General features: G+C 72.1%; 17 protein-coding genes. 2 read left to right on the forward strand and 15 right to left on the reverse strand.

The features are described from left to right. Positions 1-50: 50 nt before the first annotated feature. From ACYVLJ_RS07620 to ACYVLJ_RS07675, 12 genes are all read right to left on the reverse strand, one after another. Positions 51-1,019 carry a glutamate ABC transporter substrate-binding protein gene (locus ACYVLJ_RS07620; RefSeq protein WP_451971801.1) on the reverse strand — a complete coding sequence of 323 codons (969 nt, stop codon included), beginning with the start codon at positions 1,017-1,019 and terminating at the stop codon, positions 51-53. Continuing rightward, entirely contained in the window at positions 1,016-2,437 is a 1,422-nt protein-coding gene (locus ACYVLJ_RS07625; RefSeq protein WP_460438168.1) for a type 2 periplasmic-binding domain-containing protein, read from the reverse strand. The genes ACYVLJ_RS07620 and ACYVLJ_RS07625 overlap by 4 nt, the downstream gene beginning before the upstream one ends. 165 nt (positions 2,438-2,602) lie before the next feature. Next, the gene (locus tag ACYVLJ_RS07630) at positions 2,603-3,730 is read right to left on the reverse strand and encodes a sensor histidine kinase (RefSeq protein WP_460438169.1); all 1,128 of its coding nucleotides are present in this window, start codon (positions 3,728-3,730) and stop codon (positions 2,603-2,605) included. Between the two features lie 22 nt (positions 3,731-3,752). Then, positions 3,753-5,015 (reverse strand): helix-turn-helix domain-containing protein, encoded by a 1,263-nt coding sequence (locus ACYVLJ_RS07635; protein ID WP_460438170.1) that lies wholly within the window; start codon positions 5,013-5,015, stop codon positions 3,753-3,755. Positions 5,016-5,090: 75 nt separating this feature from the next. Continuing rightward, positions 5,091-6,161: an acetoin dehydrogenase dihydrolipoyllysine-residue acetyltransferase subunit gene (locus ACYVLJ_RS07640; protein WP_460438171.1), complete on the reverse strand. Its 1,071-nt coding sequence runs from the start codon at positions 6,159-6,161 to the stop codon at positions 5,091-5,093. Further along, the gene (locus tag ACYVLJ_RS07645; protein ID WP_460438172.1) at positions 6,158-7,171 is read right to left on the reverse strand and encodes an alpha-ketoacid dehydrogenase subunit beta; all 1,014 of its coding nucleotides are present in this window, start codon (positions 7,169-7,171) and stop codon (positions 6,158-6,160) included. The genes ACYVLJ_RS07640 and ACYVLJ_RS07645 overlap by 4 nt, the downstream gene beginning before the upstream one ends. A 15-nt stretch (positions 7,172-7,186) precedes the next feature. After that, positions 7,187-8,143: a thiamine pyrophosphate-dependent dehydrogenase E1 component subunit alpha gene (locus ACYVLJ_RS07650; protein WP_451971783.1), complete on the reverse strand. Its 957-nt coding sequence runs from the start codon at positions 8,141-8,143 to the stop codon at positions 7,187-7,189. After that, the gene (locus ACYVLJ_RS07655; protein ID WP_451971781.1) at positions 8,140-9,174 is read right to left on the reverse strand and encodes an ATP-NAD kinase family protein; all 1,035 of its coding nucleotides are present in this window, start codon (positions 9,172-9,174) and stop codon (positions 8,140-8,142) included. Before ACYVLJ_RS07655 ends, ACYVLJ_RS07650 begins: the two co-directional genes overlap by 4 nt. 171 nt (positions 9,175-9,345) lie before the next feature. After that, complete coding sequence (locus ACYVLJ_RS07660; protein WP_451971778.1) at positions 9,346-9,570, reverse strand: heavy-metal-associated domain-containing protein; 225 nt, start codon at positions 9,568-9,570, stop codon at positions 9,346-9,348. A gap of 64 nt (positions 9,571-9,634) precedes the next feature. Beyond that, a complete protein-coding gene (locus ACYVLJ_RS07665; RefSeq protein WP_004563013.1) occupies positions 9,635-9,838 on the reverse strand; it encodes a cold-shock protein in 204 nt (67 codons plus the stop codon). A 209-nt stretch (positions 9,839-10,047) separates the two neighbouring features. Continuing rightward, positions 10,048-10,221 carry a hypothetical protein gene (locus tag ACYVLJ_RS07670; RefSeq protein WP_460438173.1) on the reverse strand — a complete coding sequence of 58 codons (174 nt, stop codon included), beginning with the start codon at positions 10,219-10,221 and terminating at the stop codon, positions 10,048-10,050. A 213-nt stretch (positions 10,222-10,434) separates the two neighbouring features. After that, the gene (locus ACYVLJ_RS07675) at positions 10,435-12,093 is read right to left on the reverse strand and encodes a thiamine pyrophosphate-binding protein (protein WP_451972025.1); all 1,659 of its coding nucleotides are present in this window, start codon (positions 12,091-12,093) and stop codon (positions 10,435-10,437) included. Positions 12,094-12,207: 114 nt separating this feature from the next. Between ACYVLJ_RS07675 and ACYVLJ_RS07680 the strand changes: the two genes are divergently transcribed. Together ACYVLJ_RS07680 and ACYVLJ_RS07685 are read left to right on the forward strand one after the other, a co-directional pair. Further along, positions 12,208-13,509, forward strand: coding sequence for a hydroxyacid-oxoacid transhydrogenase (locus tag ACYVLJ_RS07680; protein ID WP_460438174.1), 1,302 nt, complete (start codon positions 12,208-12,210; stop codon positions 13,507-13,509). Beyond that, on the forward strand, positions 13,506-13,916 hold the full coding sequence (locus ACYVLJ_RS07685) for an acyl-CoA thioesterase (protein ID WP_460438175.1): 411 nt from the start codon (positions 13,506-13,508) through the stop codon (positions 13,914-13,916). The genes ACYVLJ_RS07680 and ACYVLJ_RS07685 overlap by 4 nt, the downstream gene beginning before the upstream one ends. A 234-nt stretch (positions 13,917-14,150) precedes the next feature. Here the strand turns inward: ACYVLJ_RS07685 and ACYVLJ_RS07690 are convergent, their stop codons facing one another. The 3 genes from ACYVLJ_RS07690 to ACYVLJ_RS07700 form a co-directional block, all read right to left on the reverse strand. Continuing rightward, a complete protein-coding gene (locus ACYVLJ_RS07690; protein WP_460438176.1) occupies positions 14,151-15,956 on the reverse strand; it encodes an ABC transporter ATP-binding protein in 1,806 nt (601 codons plus the stop codon). After that, positions 15,953-17,635, reverse strand: a complete 1,683-nt coding sequence (locus ACYVLJ_RS07695) for an ABC transporter ATP-binding protein (RefSeq protein ID WP_460438177.1) — start codon at positions 17,633-17,635, stop codon at positions 15,953-15,955. The genes ACYVLJ_RS07690 and ACYVLJ_RS07695 overlap by 4 nt, the downstream gene beginning before the upstream one ends. Positions 17,636-17,738: 103 nt before the next feature. Then, the gene (locus ACYVLJ_RS07700; RefSeq protein WP_451971761.1) at positions 17,739-17,873 is read right to left on the reverse strand and encodes a SapB/AmfS family lanthipeptide; all 135 of its coding nucleotides are present in this window, start codon (positions 17,871-17,873) and stop codon (positions 17,739-17,741) included. Between the last annotated feature and the right edge of the window lie 6 nt (positions 17,874-17,879).

The following is a 17,879-nucleotide window of genomic DNA, read 5'->3' on the forward strand; positions in this document are numbered from 1 at the left end:
CTACCTCCCAGATCCCCGGTGTGCGGGGACCGATCCTAGTTCCGGCGCGCTCACTGGTACTGCGGCGACGGTGGCGTGGCCGCGCCCAGCGACGGCTCCACCCAGTGGTGGTAGCTGTCCTGCCAGACGCCGGAGCCGCGGATCTGGTCGAGCACGGAGTTGACGTACCGCACCATGTCCTCGTTGTCCTTCGGGATGCCGATGCCGTAGTTCTCCTGCGTGAACTGGTCGCCGACGACCTGCAGCGTCGGGTCCTGCGCGGCCATCCCGGCGAGGATCGTGTCGTCGGTCGACACCGCGTCCACCTGGCCCTGCTGGAGCATGACCAGGCAGTCGGACCAGTTGTCCACCGAGACCGGCACCGGCTTCGCCGGGTCCGTCGCGATCTTGGCCAGCGACGTCGACTTCTTCGTCGCGCACACGCGCTTGCCGCCGAGGTCGGCGAGCTTGGTCACCTTCGACTCCTTGGTGACCAGGATCCGCTGCCCCGCCTGGTAGTACACCGACGAGAACTGCACGTCCTTCTTGCGCGCGCACGTGATGCTGTAGGTCCGGACGACGATGTCGACCTGGTGCTGCTTCAGGACGTCCTCGCGCTGCGAAGACGGGATCGCGCGGAACTGGACGTGGCCCTCGGCGGAGCCGAACAGGGCCTTCGCGATCGCGTTGACCATGTCGATGTCGAAGCCCTCGAGGTTGCCCGAGGTCGGGTTCCGGAAGCCGAACAGGTACGTCGTCTGGTCGACGCCGGCGATCAGCTTGCCGCGTTCCTTGATCTTCGCCATGGTCGAGCCATCGGCGACCGAGCCGTTCGGCGAGAGACTGGCCAGCGGGTTGCAGCTGGTGTCGGCGCCGCCGCCGGCGGTCGCGTCCGGGCCGCCGACGTGCGCGGGCTGCGGCCAGGCCGCGTTGCCGACCGGGGCCGGGTCGACCGGTTTCCCGGGGCTGCCGCACGACGCCGCGAGCAGCGCGACGAGCGCCAGCACGCCCGCCCGGACCGTGTTCCCCCGCCTGCTCACCGGTACTCCCTCAGTCGCTCCCGGATGCCCATGGTGACACCCGCCGCGGCGACGATCGCCAGCACGGCCAGGCCGGGCGCGAGGAGCGTCAGCGCGCGGTCGCCGTTGTGGGTGTCGTCCAGGAACTCCTGCCTGCCGACGTCGATCGCCGCCTGGAGGCTGTCGTCGAGCCGCCGGAACGCCGGCGCCGAGCCGTCCTGCTTGTCCTCGACCACCGCGGTGTCGACCGCGTCCTGGTACTGCCCGGCGTCGTCCTGGGTGCGGACCTGCTTGTGCGCCTTCAGCCAGTCGTTCGCGGCCTTCGTCGCGTCGGCGACCTTCGCGGCGCCTTCGCCGTCCTGGATCAGGCCGCGGGCCTCGCCGAGGAGGCCGCCCTGCCCGTCCGGGCCGACCAGCTGGGCCGCGTTGGCGCCGAAGTCCTTCTCGTACGCCGCGCCGTCGCCGCGGGCGACCAGCGTCAGCGTTTCGTCGGCGCGGGCCTGCAGCGCGGCGATCCGCGCGCGGACCAGCACGTCGACGCGGTGCGAGCCGTCGTCCTGGCCGCTGCCGACCAGGCTGCCCTGGAACAGCAGGGCGACCGCGCCCCACAGCAGCGAAACCACGACGGCGACCGTCGCGACGACCAGCCCGACGTTGAGCAGCCGGTTGGTGCGCCGGGTCAGGTGGACCTGGGTGACGACGAGCGCGGCGAGCAGCGCGAGGATCAGGATCGTGGCGAGCCACGGGAAGCCGGTGGCGCTGTCCTGCTCGTCGATCAGCCGCTCGGTGTCGACGCGGTAGAGGTCCTGCGCGGCGGGCAGCACCTTCGCCCGCATCAGCTCGGACGCCTCGCGCAGGTAGCTCGCGCCGACCGGGTAGCCGAGGCGGTTGTTCGCCCGCGCGGTCTCGACGAGCCCGGTGTAGACCGGCAGCGACTGGTTGAGGGTGTCGACGGGACCGGCCGCGTCGGCGACGTCGGCGGCGTCCGAAGCCGCCTTCGCGAGCGCGGCGCCGGCCTCGGCGATGTCCCGCTCGTAGCGCTGGCGCAGCTCGGGCGGCTCGGTGCCGATGGAGAGGAACGCGCTCGCCGCGGTCGCGTCGGCGTCCGAGAGCGAGCGGTAGACCTGCTGCGACGCGGCGGCCAGCGGTTCGCGGTGGTCGATGACGCCGGTGATCGTGTCGTCGCGGTTCTGCACCGAGAGCGTCGCGACCAGCCCGGCGACCAGGGACAGCAGCACCAGCCCGACGGCGATCACGGTGAGCCGGCCGGGCGTGGTCGCGGCCGACTTGACGATCGCGCGGACCGCCTGACCCGGCAGGTCGAGGAGTCCCAGCAGGCCGCTGCGGCCCCCGGCGCGGTCGCGGCCGTCCGGTGGCGACGGCGGTGGGGGCCCCGGCGCGGGCGCCGACGGCCCCGGGGCCGTCGCAGTGCTGGTCATCCCCGATTCCTCCCCGTGACATCCGGGGCTTCGCCCCAGGCCGGGGGCTTCGCCACCCGGAGCCCCCTAAAGACTGCTGCGAGCCGTACGCAAAAGGTAGCCGAGACGCCGCACGCGCGGTGACGGGCACCGCCCGCCGTCATCAGCACGTGATCTGCGGCGTGCTCAGTCCCGCACCTCCGCGAGGACGCGCCACTGACCGTCCACCGGACCGGCGTCCAGGGTGCCATCGGCGAGGGCGAGCCGCTCCCGCATGCCCGCCAGACCGAAACCTTCACCTGTCCGAGTGAATTCGGTGAGCGCGTTCCGGACCTCGAGCCGAACACTCCCGGACACATAGCTCAGCCGCATCCGGACGTCTTCGCCGGGAGCGTGCTTGCCCGCGTTCGTCAAGGCCTCGCGCGCGACGCTCACCAGCGCGACGACGGCCGCGGAGGGCAACGGCCGCGCGTCGCCCTCAGCGGCGAAGTCGACGGAGACGCCGTGGTTGCCGGCGTGTTCTGCGGCCACGGCGGCGAGCGCGCCGGCCAGCGGCGGGACGTCCCGCCGGAGTGCGGCGACGGCGTTGCGCGCCTCGGCGAGCCCGTCCGCGGCGAGCCGTCGCGACCGCCGGACCGACCGCAGCGCACCGTCCACATCGGACTTCTCGGCGAGCAGTGCTTCGGCGAGTTCGAGCTGGACCCCCAGTGCGCCCAGCGAATGCGCGAGGACGTCGTGGATCTCGCGCGCGATGCGGGTGCGTTCGTCGAGCGCGGCGGCGCGCGCGTGTTCGGCCTGCGCGAGCCGGGTCTGGTCGAGCAGCGCCCCGGCCTGCGACGCCTGGACCTCGTACTGGCGGCGGTTGAGCCCGATCAGCACGAGCAGCAGCATCACGCCGGCGTCGGCGAGCGCGCCGCCGGCGGACTGCCCGGCGATGAGGTGGGCGGTCACCGCGAGCGCGATGTCGAGCACGCCGGCCCCGACGATCGCGCCGACGCTGACGGCGGTGAGCGCCGCGAGCCGGCCCAGCGCGATGACGGCCAGCAGGATCGCCGACGAGTCCGCGGCCTCGCCGACGAGCGTCGCCGGCAAGGCGCTGGCCACGGCGAGCAGGGCGGCCGCCGTCTTCGGCCTTCGCGGCGCGAGCACGACGAACCCGAGCCAGCAGGCGCTCGCGACGCCGTAGGCGGTCCAGATCCGCGGGTCCGGCTCGCGGGCGGTCAGCAGCGTCCCCGCGACGAACAGGGTGCCGAGCACCTGCACCACGAGCCAGCTCGGCGCGATCGTGTCGGGCAGCAGGGGACGGTTCGGCACGTCCCCATCTTCCCTGGTCAGGTCAGCCGCGGATGGCCGGGGCGAGCGAGTGCGGCAGCACCGCTTCGGGACTCGGCGGCCGCCGGACCAGCACCTCGACGTCGTCGGCGAAGCGGTACGGCTTCGCGCCGAGGATGCCGCCGAAGTGGCGGCGCAGCCGGGACATCTCGGCGCGGACGGTGACCGTGCGGCCCGCGTCGCCGAACAGGTCGGACGACAGCTCGGACGCCGACCGGCCGCCCCGGTGGCTAGCCAGCACATACAGCATTTCGGCGTGCCGCGGGCTGAGCCGGTGCGTCCACGTCCCGGCCGCGCCGGCCACGGTCAGCTCGGGTTCGCGCGGCGACCGGACGTCGAGGACGACCCGGGTCGGCGGCGCGGGGTCGCTCTCGGCGACGCGGATCAGCCAGCCGCCGGGCACCGGCTCGACCGCGCAGCTGCCGTACGCCGGCAGCCACACCCCGCCGGGGGTCAAGCCGGTGGGCAGCGAGATCCGGTCGACCGGCGCGAGGCCGGCGGCCGCGGCGACCCAGCCGTGGTCGTCGACCACGACGGCCCGGCCACCGGCCTTCGCCAGCACCGGGACGGCGAAGCGCCGCAGCCGTTCCAGCTCCGTGAGGTGGGTCGTGCGCAGCTGGGCCTCGGCGAGCTGCGTCACGGCGTCGACCAGCGCCAACGTCGTCGCGTGGACGGTCGAGGCCGCACCCGAGAGATCGACGACGCCGAGCAGCTTGCCGTCGCGCGGGTCGTGCAGCGGCGCGGCGGCGCACGTCCAGGAGTGGTGCGACCGGACGAAGTGCTCGGCGGCGTACATCTGGACCGGGCGGCGCGCGACGAGCGCCGTGCCGATCGCGTTGGTGCCGACGGCTTCCTCCTGCCAGTCGACACCTTCGACGAAGCCGAGCCCGTCCGCGCGGCGGCGGACCGCGGCGCTGCCGTCGCGCCACAGCACCTTCCCCCCGGCGTCGACGATCACCATGATGTGCGCGGCCTGCTCGGCGAGGCTGGTCAGGGCGCCGCGCAACGTCGGCAGCGCTTCGGCCAGCCCGCTCGTGCGGCGGCGCGTTTCCAGTTCCTCGGCGGTCAGGACGGGCGCGGCCGCGCGGGTGTCGGGATCCATGCCGAGGCGGCGCATCCGCTGCCAGGACGCGTCGATCACCGGCCGCGGCCGGCTGGGCGGTGTCTTCCCGGTCAGGGCCGCTTCGTGCACCTGTGCGAGGACACGGGCGTGCCGCCGGGGGTCCGCCCCGGCCGGCAACGCTGCCTCGAGGTCTCGCTGACCCAAACCGCCGCTCCCTGTGCTCCCTTCTCAGTCTGCCTTTTCGGTCGGCCGATCGGAAGGTGGCGGCCGTCTCGCCGGTCAGCCCGTGATCGCGGCGATCACGGCGCCCGGGGACTCCAGGTGCACCATGTGCCCGGCGTGGTCCACCAGGGTCGCGTTGCCTCGCGGCGGCAGGACGGCGTCCTCGCGACCCCAGACGACCTTCACCGGTATGTCCACTTCGGACAGCAGCGGAACTGCGTCGATGGCTTGCTCGTCCCCGTCGAGGAGCGTGTCCAGGAGCGTCGTGAGGACCTTGTCGACGCCGTCGAGGCGCTTGTACCTGAGCAGGTCGTCGGCCAGCCGGCGGGTGACGAGGTCCGGGTTCGCGAACAGCGCTCCCAGGTGCGGTTTCAGCTCGCGCCGGGACGTCGCCGACGCGAATCCGCGCAGGTAACCGGCGTTGATCTCGCGGCCGAAGCCGGCCGGGGCGACGAGCGTGAGCCCGCTGACCCGGCCCGGCGCCTTCGCGGCCACCGCCGTGACGACCGCGCCGCCCAGCGAGTGCCCGGCCAGGTGCGCGCGTTCGATGCCCAGCGCGTCGAGGAAGCCGAGGACGGCGTCAGCGAGGGTGTCGAGCGAGCCGTCGCCGACGTCCTTGGTCGATTCGCCGTGTCCGGGCAGGTCGAGCGCGTGCACGAGCATCGTCTCGCTCAGCGGCTCCTGGATGAACAGCCAGGAGTTCTTGTCGCCGCCGTAGCCGTGGACGAGCACGACGACGTCGCCCTCGGTGCCGAGCGTCGCGTAGCTGAGCGTCCGGCCGCCGACCTCCACGCTGCTGATGACCGGCCCCGCCGGCGCCGCGACGGCACCCGCGTCGATCTCCTCGCGGGCCTGTCTCGCGGCTTCGTCGAGTTCGGCGTCTCCGGTGGCCGCGTCGGCGAGCAGCGCGATCGTGCCGCCGACCGGCACCTCCTCCCCGACCGCGGCGACGACCCGCCGCAGCACGCCGTCACCCGGGGATTCGAGGGTGCCGTTGATCTTGTCGGTGTCGATGTCGGCGAGGTCGTCGCCCGCCGCGACCTCGTCACCCTCGGCCGCGATCCAGTCGGAGATCCGGCCGCGCTCCATCGAGAGGCCCCACTTGGGCATCGTGACCTTGCGGATCATCGCCGGTACTCCACGACCGCCTTCGCCGCGTTGACGACCTTCTGGGCGTCCGGGATGTAGAGGTCCTCGAGCGCGTCGGAGAACGGGACGGGCGTGTGCGGCGGGGTGACCATCTCGATCGGCGCCCGCAGTGAGCCGAAGGCCTCCTTCGCGACGAGCGCCGAGATGTCCGTGGCGAGGTTGCAACGCGGCGAGGCCTCGTCGACGACGACCAGGCGTCCGGTGTTTTCGACGCTTTCGATGATCGTCCCGGTGTCGAGCGGGCTCGTCGTGCGGGGGTCGATGATCTCGGCTTCGATGCCGTTGTCCGCCAGCTCTTTCGCCGCTTCTTCGGCGATGGCGACCATGCGTCCGATGGCGACGATCGTGACGTCGTCCCCGTCGCGGACGACGTTGGCCTCGCCGAACGGGATCGTGTAGCTGTCCTCCGGCACCTCGCCGCTGGTGTCGTAAAGGGCCTTGTGCTCGCAGAAGATCACCGGGTCGTCGTCCCGGATCGACTGGATGAGCAGGCCTTTCGCCTCGTACGGGTTCGACGGCACGACCACCTTCAGGCCCGGGATGTGCGTGAAGATCGGGTACAGGCACTGCGAATGCTGCGCCGCGGCGCGCAGCCCGGCGCCGTACATCGTGCGGATGACGACCGGCGTCCGCGCGTTGCCGCCGAACATGTACCGGAACTTGGCCGCCTGGTTGAAGATCTGGTCGAAGCAGACGCCCATGAAGTCGATGAACATGAGTTCCGCGACCGGGCGCTGCCCGCGCGTCGCGGCCCCGATCGCCGCGCCGACGAACGCCGATTCGGAGATCGGCGTGTCGAGCACCCGGCCCGGGAACTTGTGGAAGAGACCTTTCGTGACGCCGAGGACGCCACCCCAGGCGTCGTCCTCGCCGGGGCTGCCGGCGCCGCCCGCGTTGTCCTCGCCCATGACGATGACCGTCTCGTCGCGTTCCATCTCCTGCGCGAGCGCCTCGTTGATCGCCTCGCGGTAGCTGATCGTCCTGGCCATGACGTGCGCTCCCCTTCAGTACGAGACGTAGACGTCGGTTTCGAGGTCTTCCTTCCGGGGTTTCGGCGCGGCCTTCGCTTCGGAGACCGCGTCTTCGATGAGCTTCGCGACTTCGGCGTCGATGTCGTCGAGGACCTGGCCGGGCAGTTCGCCGCTCTCGGTGACGCGTTCGCGGAAGCGCTTGAGGCAGTCGAGGTTCTCGCGGGCGTCGGCGACTTCGCCGGCCCGGTAGGTCTGCTGGTCGCCCTCGAAGTGCCCGAAGTAGCGGGTGAACTTGACCTCGATGAGCGTCGGGCCGCCGCCGTCGCGGGCGCGTCCGATGGCTTCGCCCGCGGCTTCGTGGACGGCGAAGAAGTCGAACCCGTCGACGATCACGCCGGGCATGCCGAACCCGGCGGCGCGGTCGGCGATGTTGTCGGAGGCGACGGACCAGGTGCTCGACGTGGCTTCGGCGTAGCCGTTGTTCTCCGCGACGAAGACGGCGGGGAGGTCCCAGACCGACGCGAGGTTCAGCGCTTCCAGGGTCGTCCCCTGGTTGCTGGCGCCGTCGCCGAAGAACGCGACGCCGACGCCGCCGGTGTTCTGCTGCTTGGCGGCGAGGGCGGTGCCGCAGATGAGGGGCGGGCCGCCCCCGACGATGCCGTTGGCGCCGAGCATGCCCTTGGCGAGGTCGGCGATGTGCATCGAGCCACCCTTGCCGTGACAGGATCCTGTCCTGCGGCCGTAGATCTCGGCCATCATCCCTTTGACGTCGACGCCTTTGGCGATGCAGTGGCCGTGGCCGCGGTGGGTGCTGGCGATGGCATCGCGGTCGTCGAGGTGGAGGCAGACACCGGTGGCGGAGGCCTCCTCACCGGCGTAGAGGTGCACGAACCCGGGGATTTCGCCCGTCGCGAACTCCGCGTGCACCCGCTCTTCGAAGGCCCGGATGGTGCGCATCACGCGATACGCCTCCCGCAGGGTGTCCGTCATCTTCGACGCTCCTTCCCTTGATCGGTTTCCGTGCGCAACAGCCCTTTTCTCGCCGCCTCCGCCATCGCCGCCCGGACGTCGACGACCCACGGCCCGTCCGGTTTGAGCTCGACGAAGGCGCTTTCGCCGTTCTTCAGTTCGAGTTCGCGCTCACCGTCGAGCGCGATGACCCCGCCGGCCGCGGCCAGCTCGACCCGCACACCGGGCTGCAGGACGCCCCACCCGCGCACGCCGACCGGCCGGACTAGGCCGGGCGCGATCGGCGCGTGCACGACGTACGGCGTCTCCCCGACGGGCCCGAGCTGCAGCGCGACGCCGTCCGGGCTCGACCGCGGGCTCGGGCAGAGCTGGCCGGGAACGCTGGACAGGCCGATGCCGTCCGGCTCGGCGAAGGTGCAGTACAGCTCGGTGAGGGACGCCGGGTCCCAGACGGCCCGGGCGCCGATGTGCTTGCTCAGCGAAACGCAGACGTCGACGAGCGCGATCTCCCGGCGTGCTTTGGTGACGACCTCGAGCACGCTGACCCGGTGCGTCACGAGGTCGGGGTCGACCTGGCCGGTGGCGATCAATCCGGCCGCCAGCCCGGCGACGGTCGCCTCCCGCATCTGCGGGAAGGCGTTGTTGGTGCCGGTGGAGAGGGCGAGGATCGGAACGTCTTCGCAGGCCGCGGCGGCGACGCGCGCCGTGCCGTCGCCGCCGAGCACGACGATGACCCCGGCCCCGGCCTCGACCATCCGCCGGACGACGTTGGTCGTGTCGGCGGCGGTCCCGGTGATCGGGTCGTCCGCGCAGAAGTCGACCTTCGGCCAGGTCCCGCCCCGCCCGAGGGCTCGCAGCACCGCGGCGGAGATCCCGCCGAGGTCGGTCGAGACGAGCGCCCGGTCCAACCCCGTCACGGCGAAGGCGGCGAGGAGCCGCTGGACCATGTTCGCCTTCTCCGCGGTGGGGAACACCGAAGCCTGCGCGACCAGCCGGCGGATGTCCCGCCCCGAAGCCGGATTCGCGACGATCCCCGCCACCGTTTCGCCCACCTGACCTCCTGACACGTCACCGGTGAACAGGAGACCCCGAACGGGGCGAAAGGGGAAGGGTTGCAGGGCGTTGCAGTATTCAAGATGCGGCGAAGGCCTGGTCGGCCGGGTCCGGGGACCCTACTGAGCCGTAAGTCACACCGGCGTCCCGATCGCCAGTGGACGATCTTCTCAGGAAACCAGGCTGGCCGTGCCCTCGTAGGTGAAGCCGGCCTCCTCGACGGCGGCGCGGACGTCGCTCTCCGCCAGCGCCGCTTCGGCGCGGACGACCACCCGCTTCGCCGAGACGTCGACGTCCACTTCGGTCACTCCCGGCAGCGCCGTGAGCTCTTCGGTGACCGACTGGGCGCAGTGCCCGCAGCTCATCCCGGAGACGGTGTACCCGTGCTCGATCATGGTGCGCAGCATACGAAAAAGGCCGTCACCCCGAACGGGTGACGGCCTTTTCCCAAGATCAAAGTCAGATCACGGTGACCGACGTGGCCTGCGGACCCTTCTGGCCCTGGCCGATCTCGAACTCGACGCGAGCGTTCTCCTCGAGGGTACGGAAGCCGTTACCCTGGATCTCGCTGTAGTGAACGAAGACGTCGCCGCCACCGTTGTCGGGGGTGATGAAGCCGAACCCCTTCTCGGAGTTGAACCACTTCACAGTGCCCTGAGTCATCAAAAATCTCCATGTGTAACACCAAAAAAACAGGAAGCCACTTCGGCGTCCCGGGTCAACACCCGGACGGTTTGCTTCCTCGGCGAGGAGACACTACGCCCGCTGAATTCTGCGAGCGTGACTCAACACGAACACAAAAATCGAGACCAAGTGCAGTAAAGCACACCTCGAGGAGGGCGGACAACCCGTCTTCACCCGGGCGAGGTGAGCTATTCGCCACTCGCCGGGCGCAGCCCCTCGGCGCCGAACGGCGAACGCCAGGTCGTGTCGTGCTCCCCGGCCACCACGGCGTCGTCGTGGGCCTCCGAACTGGCGCTGAACAGCACCGGTACGACGCCGGAGGACTTCCGCCCTGGTTCGGGTGCGTGCTGGTGATCGGTCACGTCGAAACTCCCCTCGTTCCCTGCCCGCTTCCCTGCTGGGCATGACCGCGATGGTGCCATGCGGCACCGACAGAAACCGGTTGTCGCCGGCCGGGACCCGGCCGGGAACCTTCAGCGGCGAACCACCACCGGAACACCGTCAGATTACCCGAGCCGTCGCCGCGCTACCACACGACTTTCCCGGCGTTTCCGCACCGATATCGGGAAAAACCCTTACTGGGCGGGAGGTTGCGGTCGGACCTGGCCGAGCAGGGCCGAAAGCCGCACGTCCGGCGTCACGACGTCCGGGTCCGTGCGCACGTCGATGACGCACGGCCGCTGCCGCACCAGCGCACTGGCGATGATCGGCTCGAGCTCTTCCCGATCGTCCACCGTGTACCCTGCCGCGCCCAGGCCACGCGCCCACGAAGCGAAGTCGGTCAGCGGGATGGACACCCCGGACAGCCGTCCGTGCGTGCGTGCCTGGTGCATGGCGAGCGCACCGTGCACGCCGTTTTGGAAGACGACGACCATCACGGGCGCCCGGTACCGGACGGCCGTCTCGATTTCCTGCCCGGTCATCAGCGTCCCGGCGTCGCCGACCATGGCCACGACGGTCCGCCGCGGTTCGGCCAGCTTCGCCGCCACCGCGGCCGGCACGGCGTACCCCGTCGCGGCGTTGCTCGGGCCGAGCTGGCTGCGCGGCGCCGTGAAGCACCAGTACCGGTGCATGAACTGCGCGAAGTTGCCCGCGTCGCTGGTCACGATGGTGTCCTCGGGCGCCAGCTTCCGCAGCGCGCGGACGACGTCGACCGGGTGCACCCGCGTGTTGCCGCTGGTGTCGGGCGGGGTCATGAAGGTGTGGACGGCCGCGTTGGCCGCCGACGCCCGCCGCGCCCGCGGCGACGCCACCTCGCGCAGCTCCCGCAGGAACGGCTCGACCTCCGAGTCGACCCGGAAGGTGAGCCCGCGCCGCTTCGGGCTGACGTCGATGCCGGTCCCGACCATGACCAGCGTCTGCTGGGGCGTCGGGTAGCGGTAGGCCTGCGTGGTCACCTCGTCGAGCTGGGTGCCGAGCGCGAGGACGAGGTCGGCCCGTTCGAGCGCGTCCAGCTGCCTGGCCGGGATGCCGAGCCCGAGGTGACCGGCGTAGCGCGCGTGGTTCTCCGGGAAGGCGTCCTGCCGCCGGAAGGCGTTGTAGACGGGCAGCGCGAGCTCGTCGGCCACGGCGATCAGTTCGTCGCGCGCCGACCGCGCCCGCCCGCCCACGATGACCACCGGGTACTTCGCCTCGTCCACCAGCTGCGCGACGGCGTCCGCCGAACGGCCCAGCGTGCCGGACGCCGGCGGCCGCACCCGCGCCATCGGCTTGGCCGCGTCGTAGGGCATGCCCCAGATGTCACAGGGCACGCCGAGCACGACCGGCCCCGGCCGTCCTTCCTGCGACGTGGTCAGCGCGTGCGCGAGCAACCCGGGCAGCCCGTCCGGGTCGGTCACCCGCAATGTCGACTTGGCGATCGACTCGAACATCGCCGTCAGGTCCGAGGTCGGCAGTTCCCCGGACGAAGACGACATCGGCTCGGTCGCCGGCGTCTCCAGCAGCACGACCATCGGAGTCTCGTCCTGGTAGGCCGTCTGGACGCCGATCGCCAGGCTCGCCGCGCTCGGGCCCCGGCTGGCGAGCAGCACGGCGGGCCGCTCGGTGAGCTTGCCCTCCGCCTCCGCCATGAACGCCGCGCCCGCGTCGTGGCGCGCCGAGACCAGCGTGATCTCCCGCTCGCGCTGCAGAGCGTCGAGCAGTTCCAGGAAGGACTCGCCGACCACCGCGTAGACACGGCGGACACGCGCCTCGGTCAGGATCCGCACGGCCGTCTGGGCGACGGTCGCTCCCAGTTGGTATCTAATGAGGAGAGCTTAGGCGGGCACCGTTCAGTGCAGTCAAGTGATCTTCGCCGAAACCCGGTAAGGATGGACTGAATGTCCGCTTTGACCGACTGTTAGCCGATCATGGGAGCGAGGACCGCAGTCTTGGCCGCGACCGAACATGAAACCGTTTTTACTTATGGCGCACCGGCGTTGAAGTACGGCACCGGCGCCGCCGACGAGATCGGCTACGACCTCACCCAGTACGGCGTCCACCGCGTCCTGGTCGTGACGGATCCGCAGGTCGCCGCGACCGGCTGGCCGCGCCGCATCGCCGACGGCATCGCGGGCCACGGCATCGAGACCGAGATCTTCGACGGCGTCCACGTCGAGCCCACCGACGTCAGCATGCAGAAGGCGGTCGACTTCGCCCGCGGCACCGGCCCGTACGACGCGTTCGTCGCCGTCGGCGGCGGGTCCAGCATCGACACCGCCAAGGCCGCGAACCTGCTCACCAGCAACGACGGCGAGCTGATGGACTACGTCAACGCGCCGGTCGGCGGCGGCCGCGCACCCGACCGCCCGCTGAAGCCGCTGGTCGCGGTCCCCACCACCACCGGCACCGGTTCGGAGAGCACCACGGTCTGCGTCCTCGACGTGCTGTCCCTGCGCGTCAAGAGCGGGATCAGCCACCTGCGGCTGCGCCCGACCCTCGCCGTCGTCGACCCGCGGCTCACCGTCAGCCAGCCGGCCGGGGTGACCGCCGCCAGCGGCATGGACATCCTCTGCCACGCCGCGGAGAGCTACACCGCCAAGCCGTACACCGACTTCGAGCGCAAGCGCCCGGAGCAGCGCGTGCCGTACTGCGGCTCGAACCCGCTGGCCGACATGTTCGCCGAGCAGTCCCTTCGCCTGCTGTCGTGGGCCCTCCCCGCCGCGGTCCGCGACGGCGACGACCTCAAGGCCCGCGAAGCCATGGCCCTCGCCGCGACGTTCGCCGGGCTCGGGTTCGGCAACGCCGGGGTCCACATCCCGCACGCGAACGCGTACCCGATCGCCGGGCAGGTCAGGGATTTCCACCCGGAGGGGTATCCGGGCGAAGAACCCCTGGTGCCGCACGGCATGGCCGTGTCGCTCACGGCGCCCGCCGCGTTCCGCTTCACCTTCGACGCGGCGCCGGACCGCCACCTGCGCGTCGCGCGCCTGCTGGCGCCCGACTTCGAGTGGCCCGGCGACTTCGCCGACCACCTGCCCGCGGTGCTGATCGACCTGATGCGGCAGATCGGCATCCCGGACGGCATCGGTGCCGTCGGCTACGCGGAGTCCGATGTGGACTCGCTCGTCGAGGGAACCCTGAAGCAGCAGCGGTTGCTGGCCACCGCACCCCGCGAGCCGTCGGAGGACGACCTCGCGGCCATCCTGCGCGAGTCGGTGTCCCTGCGATGAACGGGTACCCGCACTGGCAGACGGTTCCGTTGCGCTGGAAGGACAACGACGTCTACGGGCACGTCAACAACGTGGTGCACTACTCGCTGATGGACACGGTGATCAACACGTGGCTGATCGAGCAGGGCGGTCTCGACATCGAGGCCGGGGAGGTGATCGGGCTGTGCGTCGAGTCGCACTGCGGGTACCGCGCATCGGTTTCCTTTCCTGGTTCGCTGAAGGTCGGCTTGCGGGTGGCACACCTCGGGAACTCCAGCGTGCGCTACGAAATCGGGATGTACGCCGCCGACGAGTCCCTGGTCGCGGAAGGGCACTTCGTGCACGTCTTCGTGGACCGCGAGTCCCGCCGGCCGGTACCGCTCTCCGGCAAGCTGCGTGAAGCACTGGAAGCACTGCGACCCGGATGACGCCGACCGCCGGCGGTTCACCTCCTCTCTGACGGTGCCGGTTCCGGGCCGGGAACTTCCCGTGCTTCCGATCATGCACGACGGCACCGACGATTCCGGCCGAACCGCCCGAGTTGTCCACAGGGGCCGCGCGGATCGGCGAGTTGTCCACAGATTCGCGGACGGGGCTTCCGCGCGCCGTCGGCGGCGATAATCTGGAACAGCGGTCGAGCTAGGTCCACAGTGGACACGCAGTCAGCTCGCCCGCGTGGTCCGGGAAATCCGGTGCCGGCGCACCACTTCGGCGCCGACCGGCACCGCCCCGCCCGCGGGCGACGGGACTTCGGTGGCTGCTTCCCCAGTCACCGGCGCCCAGGCCTGCATCAGCTCGGCGTACCGGGCGGACCGGGCGAGCAGCTCGGCGTGGCTGCCGAGCACGGTCTCGCGGCCGTCCATGACCAGCACCCGGTGTGCGCGCAGAGCGGAGGACAACCGGTGCGCGATCACCACGAGAACACCGTCCCGTGCGGCGAAGGCCCGCTCCGCACGGGCTTCCGACGGCGGGTCCAGATGGGAGGTGGCTTCATCGAGGATCACCACACGCGCTGAAGTCGCGTACACCCGCGCGAGGGCCAGCTGCTGCGCCTCACCCGCGGAAACGCCTTCGCCACCGTGGCCGATCGTGCCGTCCAGCCCGCCGAGCCGGCGGAGGAGGTCGTCGGCGCCGATGGCCGTCACCGCGGCCAGTAGCACGGCGTCGGACGCGCCGGGAGCGAACAGGGCGAGGTTGTCCCGCACGGTGCCGGCGAAGACGTAGGCCTCCTGGGGGATCAGTGCCACCAGCTCGTGCCGGAGCGCCGGGGGCACGTCCCGCACCGGCACCCCGCCGAGCAGCACTCGGCCTTCCTGGGGGGCGAGCATGCCGGTCACCAGCCCGGCCAATGTCGACTTGCCGATCCCGCTCGGGCCTACCACGGCCAGGTGGTCACCCGGCCGGAGGTCGAGGTCCAGGTCGCGCAGGACGGGCTCGGCCGCGGCGCCCCAGCCGAAGGTCAGGCCGCGGAGCCGGACGTCCGCGCCGCGTGGCCGGGCGGCGCCGTCCTGGGCCTCCGGGACCCGGGCGGTCTCGGACAGGCGGCGCAGCGCCACGAGGAGGCGGAGGACGACCGTGCTGGCGGTGGCGGCCAGGCCGCGTAGTGCGGGCTGCATCGTGGTGGCGAGGTAGACCAGCGCGCCCAGCGCCGCGCCGGCGGTGAGCTCGCCGCGCGCGACCAGGCCGGGGGCCAGCACCAGGGCCAGCAGCAGCGGCACGAACGCGCCGATCGAGATCACCAGGGACCGGAGCGCGCCCGAGCGCGCCACCCGGACGGCAGCGCGGGCCTGGGCGTCGACGGCCTCGTACACGGCCAGCGTCGCGATCGGCTCGCCACCGCACGCGACGACGTCGCGCAGGCCGGACAGCGACGCGCCCGCGGTCGCCGCCATGTGCTCTTCGGCGATGGCCGCCGCGCGCTGGCGGCGGGCCAGTGACGGCAGCAGGCACGCGAACGCGGTCACCGCGACGACGACCGGGGTGGCGACCGGCACGACCAGCCCGTCGGCCACGGTCACCAGGCCGGCGAGCGCGCCGATCGTCGTCACGAGCATGCCGCGGGCCTGGACGAGCAGGCCGCCGGTGGCGTCGCGGACGACCTCGACGTGCTGGGTGATGCGGGCGACGCCGCTGGCGTCCGGCTGGTTGCGGGGTGGCGACTCGTCGTGGAGCACACCGCGGACCACGGCGGTCACCAGCTCGTCGCGCAGCGGCTCGACGACCTGGCCGAGCTGGTGCCACACCAGGCGCGAGCCCAGCGCGCCGAGCAGCGCGGCGAGGCCGAACAGGCCGAGCCAGACCAGCCCGGCCGCGGGGCTCCCGGCCGCGAACCCGCGGTCGACGGCCAGCTCGACCAGGCGTCCCGAGAAGAACGCGGGCACGCCTTCGAGCGCCGAGCACAACAGCAGGACGAGGCCGCCGCGCCACTGGCCGGCGAGCGTCGCCCAGTACAGCCGTCGCAGGGTCACGGGCCGCCTGCCGTGACGCTGTCCTCGGTGAAGACCGCGCGGTAGGCCGGCTCGCGCCACAGGGCCTCGTGGGGAGCCGTCGCGCGGATCCGGCCGTCCTCGAGCCAGACGACGAGGTCGGCCCGGGCGGCCGTGCTCGCGCGGTGGGTGACCACGATCCTGGTGCGGCCGGGCAGCGCGGTCGCCATGGCCTGCTCGACCGCCGCCTCGGTGATCGTGTCGAGGCTGGCTGTCGCGTCGTCGAAGATGAGCACGCGCGGGTTGTGCACGATCGCGCGGGCGAGCCCGAGGCGTTGCGCTTCGCCGCCGGACAGCGGGGTTTCGGCCAGCGGCGTGTGGTAGCCGTGGGGCAGGCGGACGACGACGTCGTCGACCTGCGCGGTCCGGCAGGCGGCGCGCACGGCGGAGTCGCCCGCCCACGAGCCGTAGCCGACGGCGTCCGCGACCGTCGCGCCCAGCAGCGCCGGGCGTTCGAACGCGTACCCGACCACGGCGCGCAGCTCCTCCGGGCGCAGCCGGTCGAGCGGGCGGCCGTCGAGCAGGACGCTGCCCTCGTCCGGCGTCGTCAGCCCGCCGAGGACACCGGCCAGCGCGGACTTCCCCGCCCCGGACCGGCCGACGACGGCGGCGAACGTGCCGCCCGCCACCGTCAGGTCGATGTTGTCCAGCGCGCCGACCACGCGGGCGTGCCGGACCACGAGCGTGCCGTCGCCCGGCAGCAGCCCGAGCTTGCCCGGCTCGGGCACCGGCAGGTCGAGGACCTCGGTCAGCCGCTCGGCACACGACCGCGCCTTCGAAACCGCGGTGAGCAGCGGGATCTGGGAGACGAGCCGCATGCCGAGGGCGACGTAGCCGAGCGCGGCGAGGACGTCGCCGATGGTGAGCCGGCCCGCCTGCACGCCGAACCCGGCGGCCACCAGCACGGCGAGCTCGACGGCCGGGAAGAGCAGCGCGGCACGCCAGACCATCCGGGCCTGGGTGCGCCACATGCCGCGGCCGGCCCGGTTGAGCCGGGGCAGCGGCCGCAGCACCCGGGTGGCTTCGCGGTCCGCGATGCCCGACGCCGCGATCGTGCGGAGGCCGGCGACCGCGTCGACCATGCGTGCGGCCAGCTCGCCCGAGACCCGCTGGTAGGTGAGGACGTCGTCGGCGGTGCGGCGCAGGTGGGCCCGGGCGATGAGCAGCGCGAACGGGACGCTGACGAGGAAGACGACCGCGAGCCGCCAGTCGAGGCGCGCGAGCAGGGCGATCGCGCCGGTGGAGATCAGGACGATCGCGACGAGCTGGACCACGAGCGTGCCGATGGCGCCGGCGCCGGTGCAGTCGCCGCTGAGGCGGCTGATCGCGTCCCCTTCGGCAAGGGGCGACCGCGCGCCCAGCGCGAAGAGCCGGCCGGCGAGCTCACGCCGCAGCCAGGCCGTGGCGGAGCTGATCAACCGGACGGTGAGCAGGCTGCCCGCGATGTCGGCCGCGATCTCGGCCGTGCCGACGGCGAGGAGCCAGAGGACGGCGGGCAGGGCCGGGCGGCCGGAGACAGCCGCGTCGACGGCGGCGGCGAGCGCGCCGGGCAGCAACAGGGCCGCCCCGGTGGCGACGAGCGCGGTTACGCCCAGCGCACAGAGACGGCCTCGGTCCAGCCGGAGCGTCGCGACGAGCAGCCGGTCCGCGGACGCCGTCATCTCACTCCTTCGAACGAGTTCCCGCACGAGGTGCGGGAGCGCAGAATGAAGGTGCGGGAGCGGCGCACTTGGCCTGTGCCGCTCCCGCACCTTCCTCACCCGATCACGGGCAGGCGACCACGCTGAGGGTGCTGTTGTGGCAGTTGGCCAGCAGGCTCAGGTTCGACTGGCCACCGCCGCCGCCACCCTCGTGACCGTCGAGGGCCTCGAGCGACTGCAACTCCAGAACGAGTTCCATGATCTT

The organism is Amycolatopsis stemonae (assembly GCF_054781455.1).

Bases quoted from the DNA above. Each gene is read 5' to 3' on its own strand.
- ACYVLJ_RS07685 (WP_460438175.1), top strand. From the start codon at position 13,506: ATGAACGGGTACCCGCACTGGCAGACGGTTCCGTTGCGCTGGAAGGAC.
- ACYVLJ_RS07660 (WP_451971778.1), bottom strand. From the start codon at position 9,570: ATGATCGAGCACGGGTACACCGTCTCCGGGATGAGCTGCGGGCACTGC.
- ACYVLJ_RS07645 (WP_460438172.1), bottom strand. From the start codon at position 7,171: ATGGCCAGGACGATCAGCTACCGCGAGGCGATCAACGAGGCGCTCGCG.
- ACYVLJ_RS07695 (WP_460438177.1), bottom strand. From the start codon at position 17,635: ATGACGGCGTCCGCGGACCGGCTGCTCGTCGCGACGCTCCGGCTGGAC.
- ACYVLJ_RS07680 (WP_460438174.1), top strand. From the start codon at position 12,208: ATGGGAGCGAGGACCGCAGTCTTGGCCGCGACCGAACATGAAACCGTT.
- ACYVLJ_RS07640 (WP_460438171.1), bottom strand. From the start codon at position 6,161: ATGATCCGCAAGGTCACGATGCCCAAGTGGGGCCTCTCGATGGAGCGC.
- ACYVLJ_RS07650 (WP_451971783.1), bottom strand. From the start codon at position 8,143: ATGACGGACACCCTGCGGGAGGCGTATCGCGTGATGCGCACCATCCGG.
- ACYVLJ_RS07665 (WP_004563013.1), bottom strand. From the start codon at position 9,838: ATGACTCAGGGCACTGTGAAGTGGTTCAACTCCGAGAAGGGGTTCGGC.
- ACYVLJ_RS07700 (WP_451971761.1), bottom strand. From the start codon at position 17,873: ATGGAACTCGTTCTGGAGTTGCAGTCGCTCGAGGCCCTCGACGGTCAC.
- ACYVLJ_RS07625 (WP_460438168.1), bottom strand. From the start codon at position 2,437: ATGACCAGCACTGCGACGGCCCCGGGGCCGTCGGCGCCCGCGCCGGGG.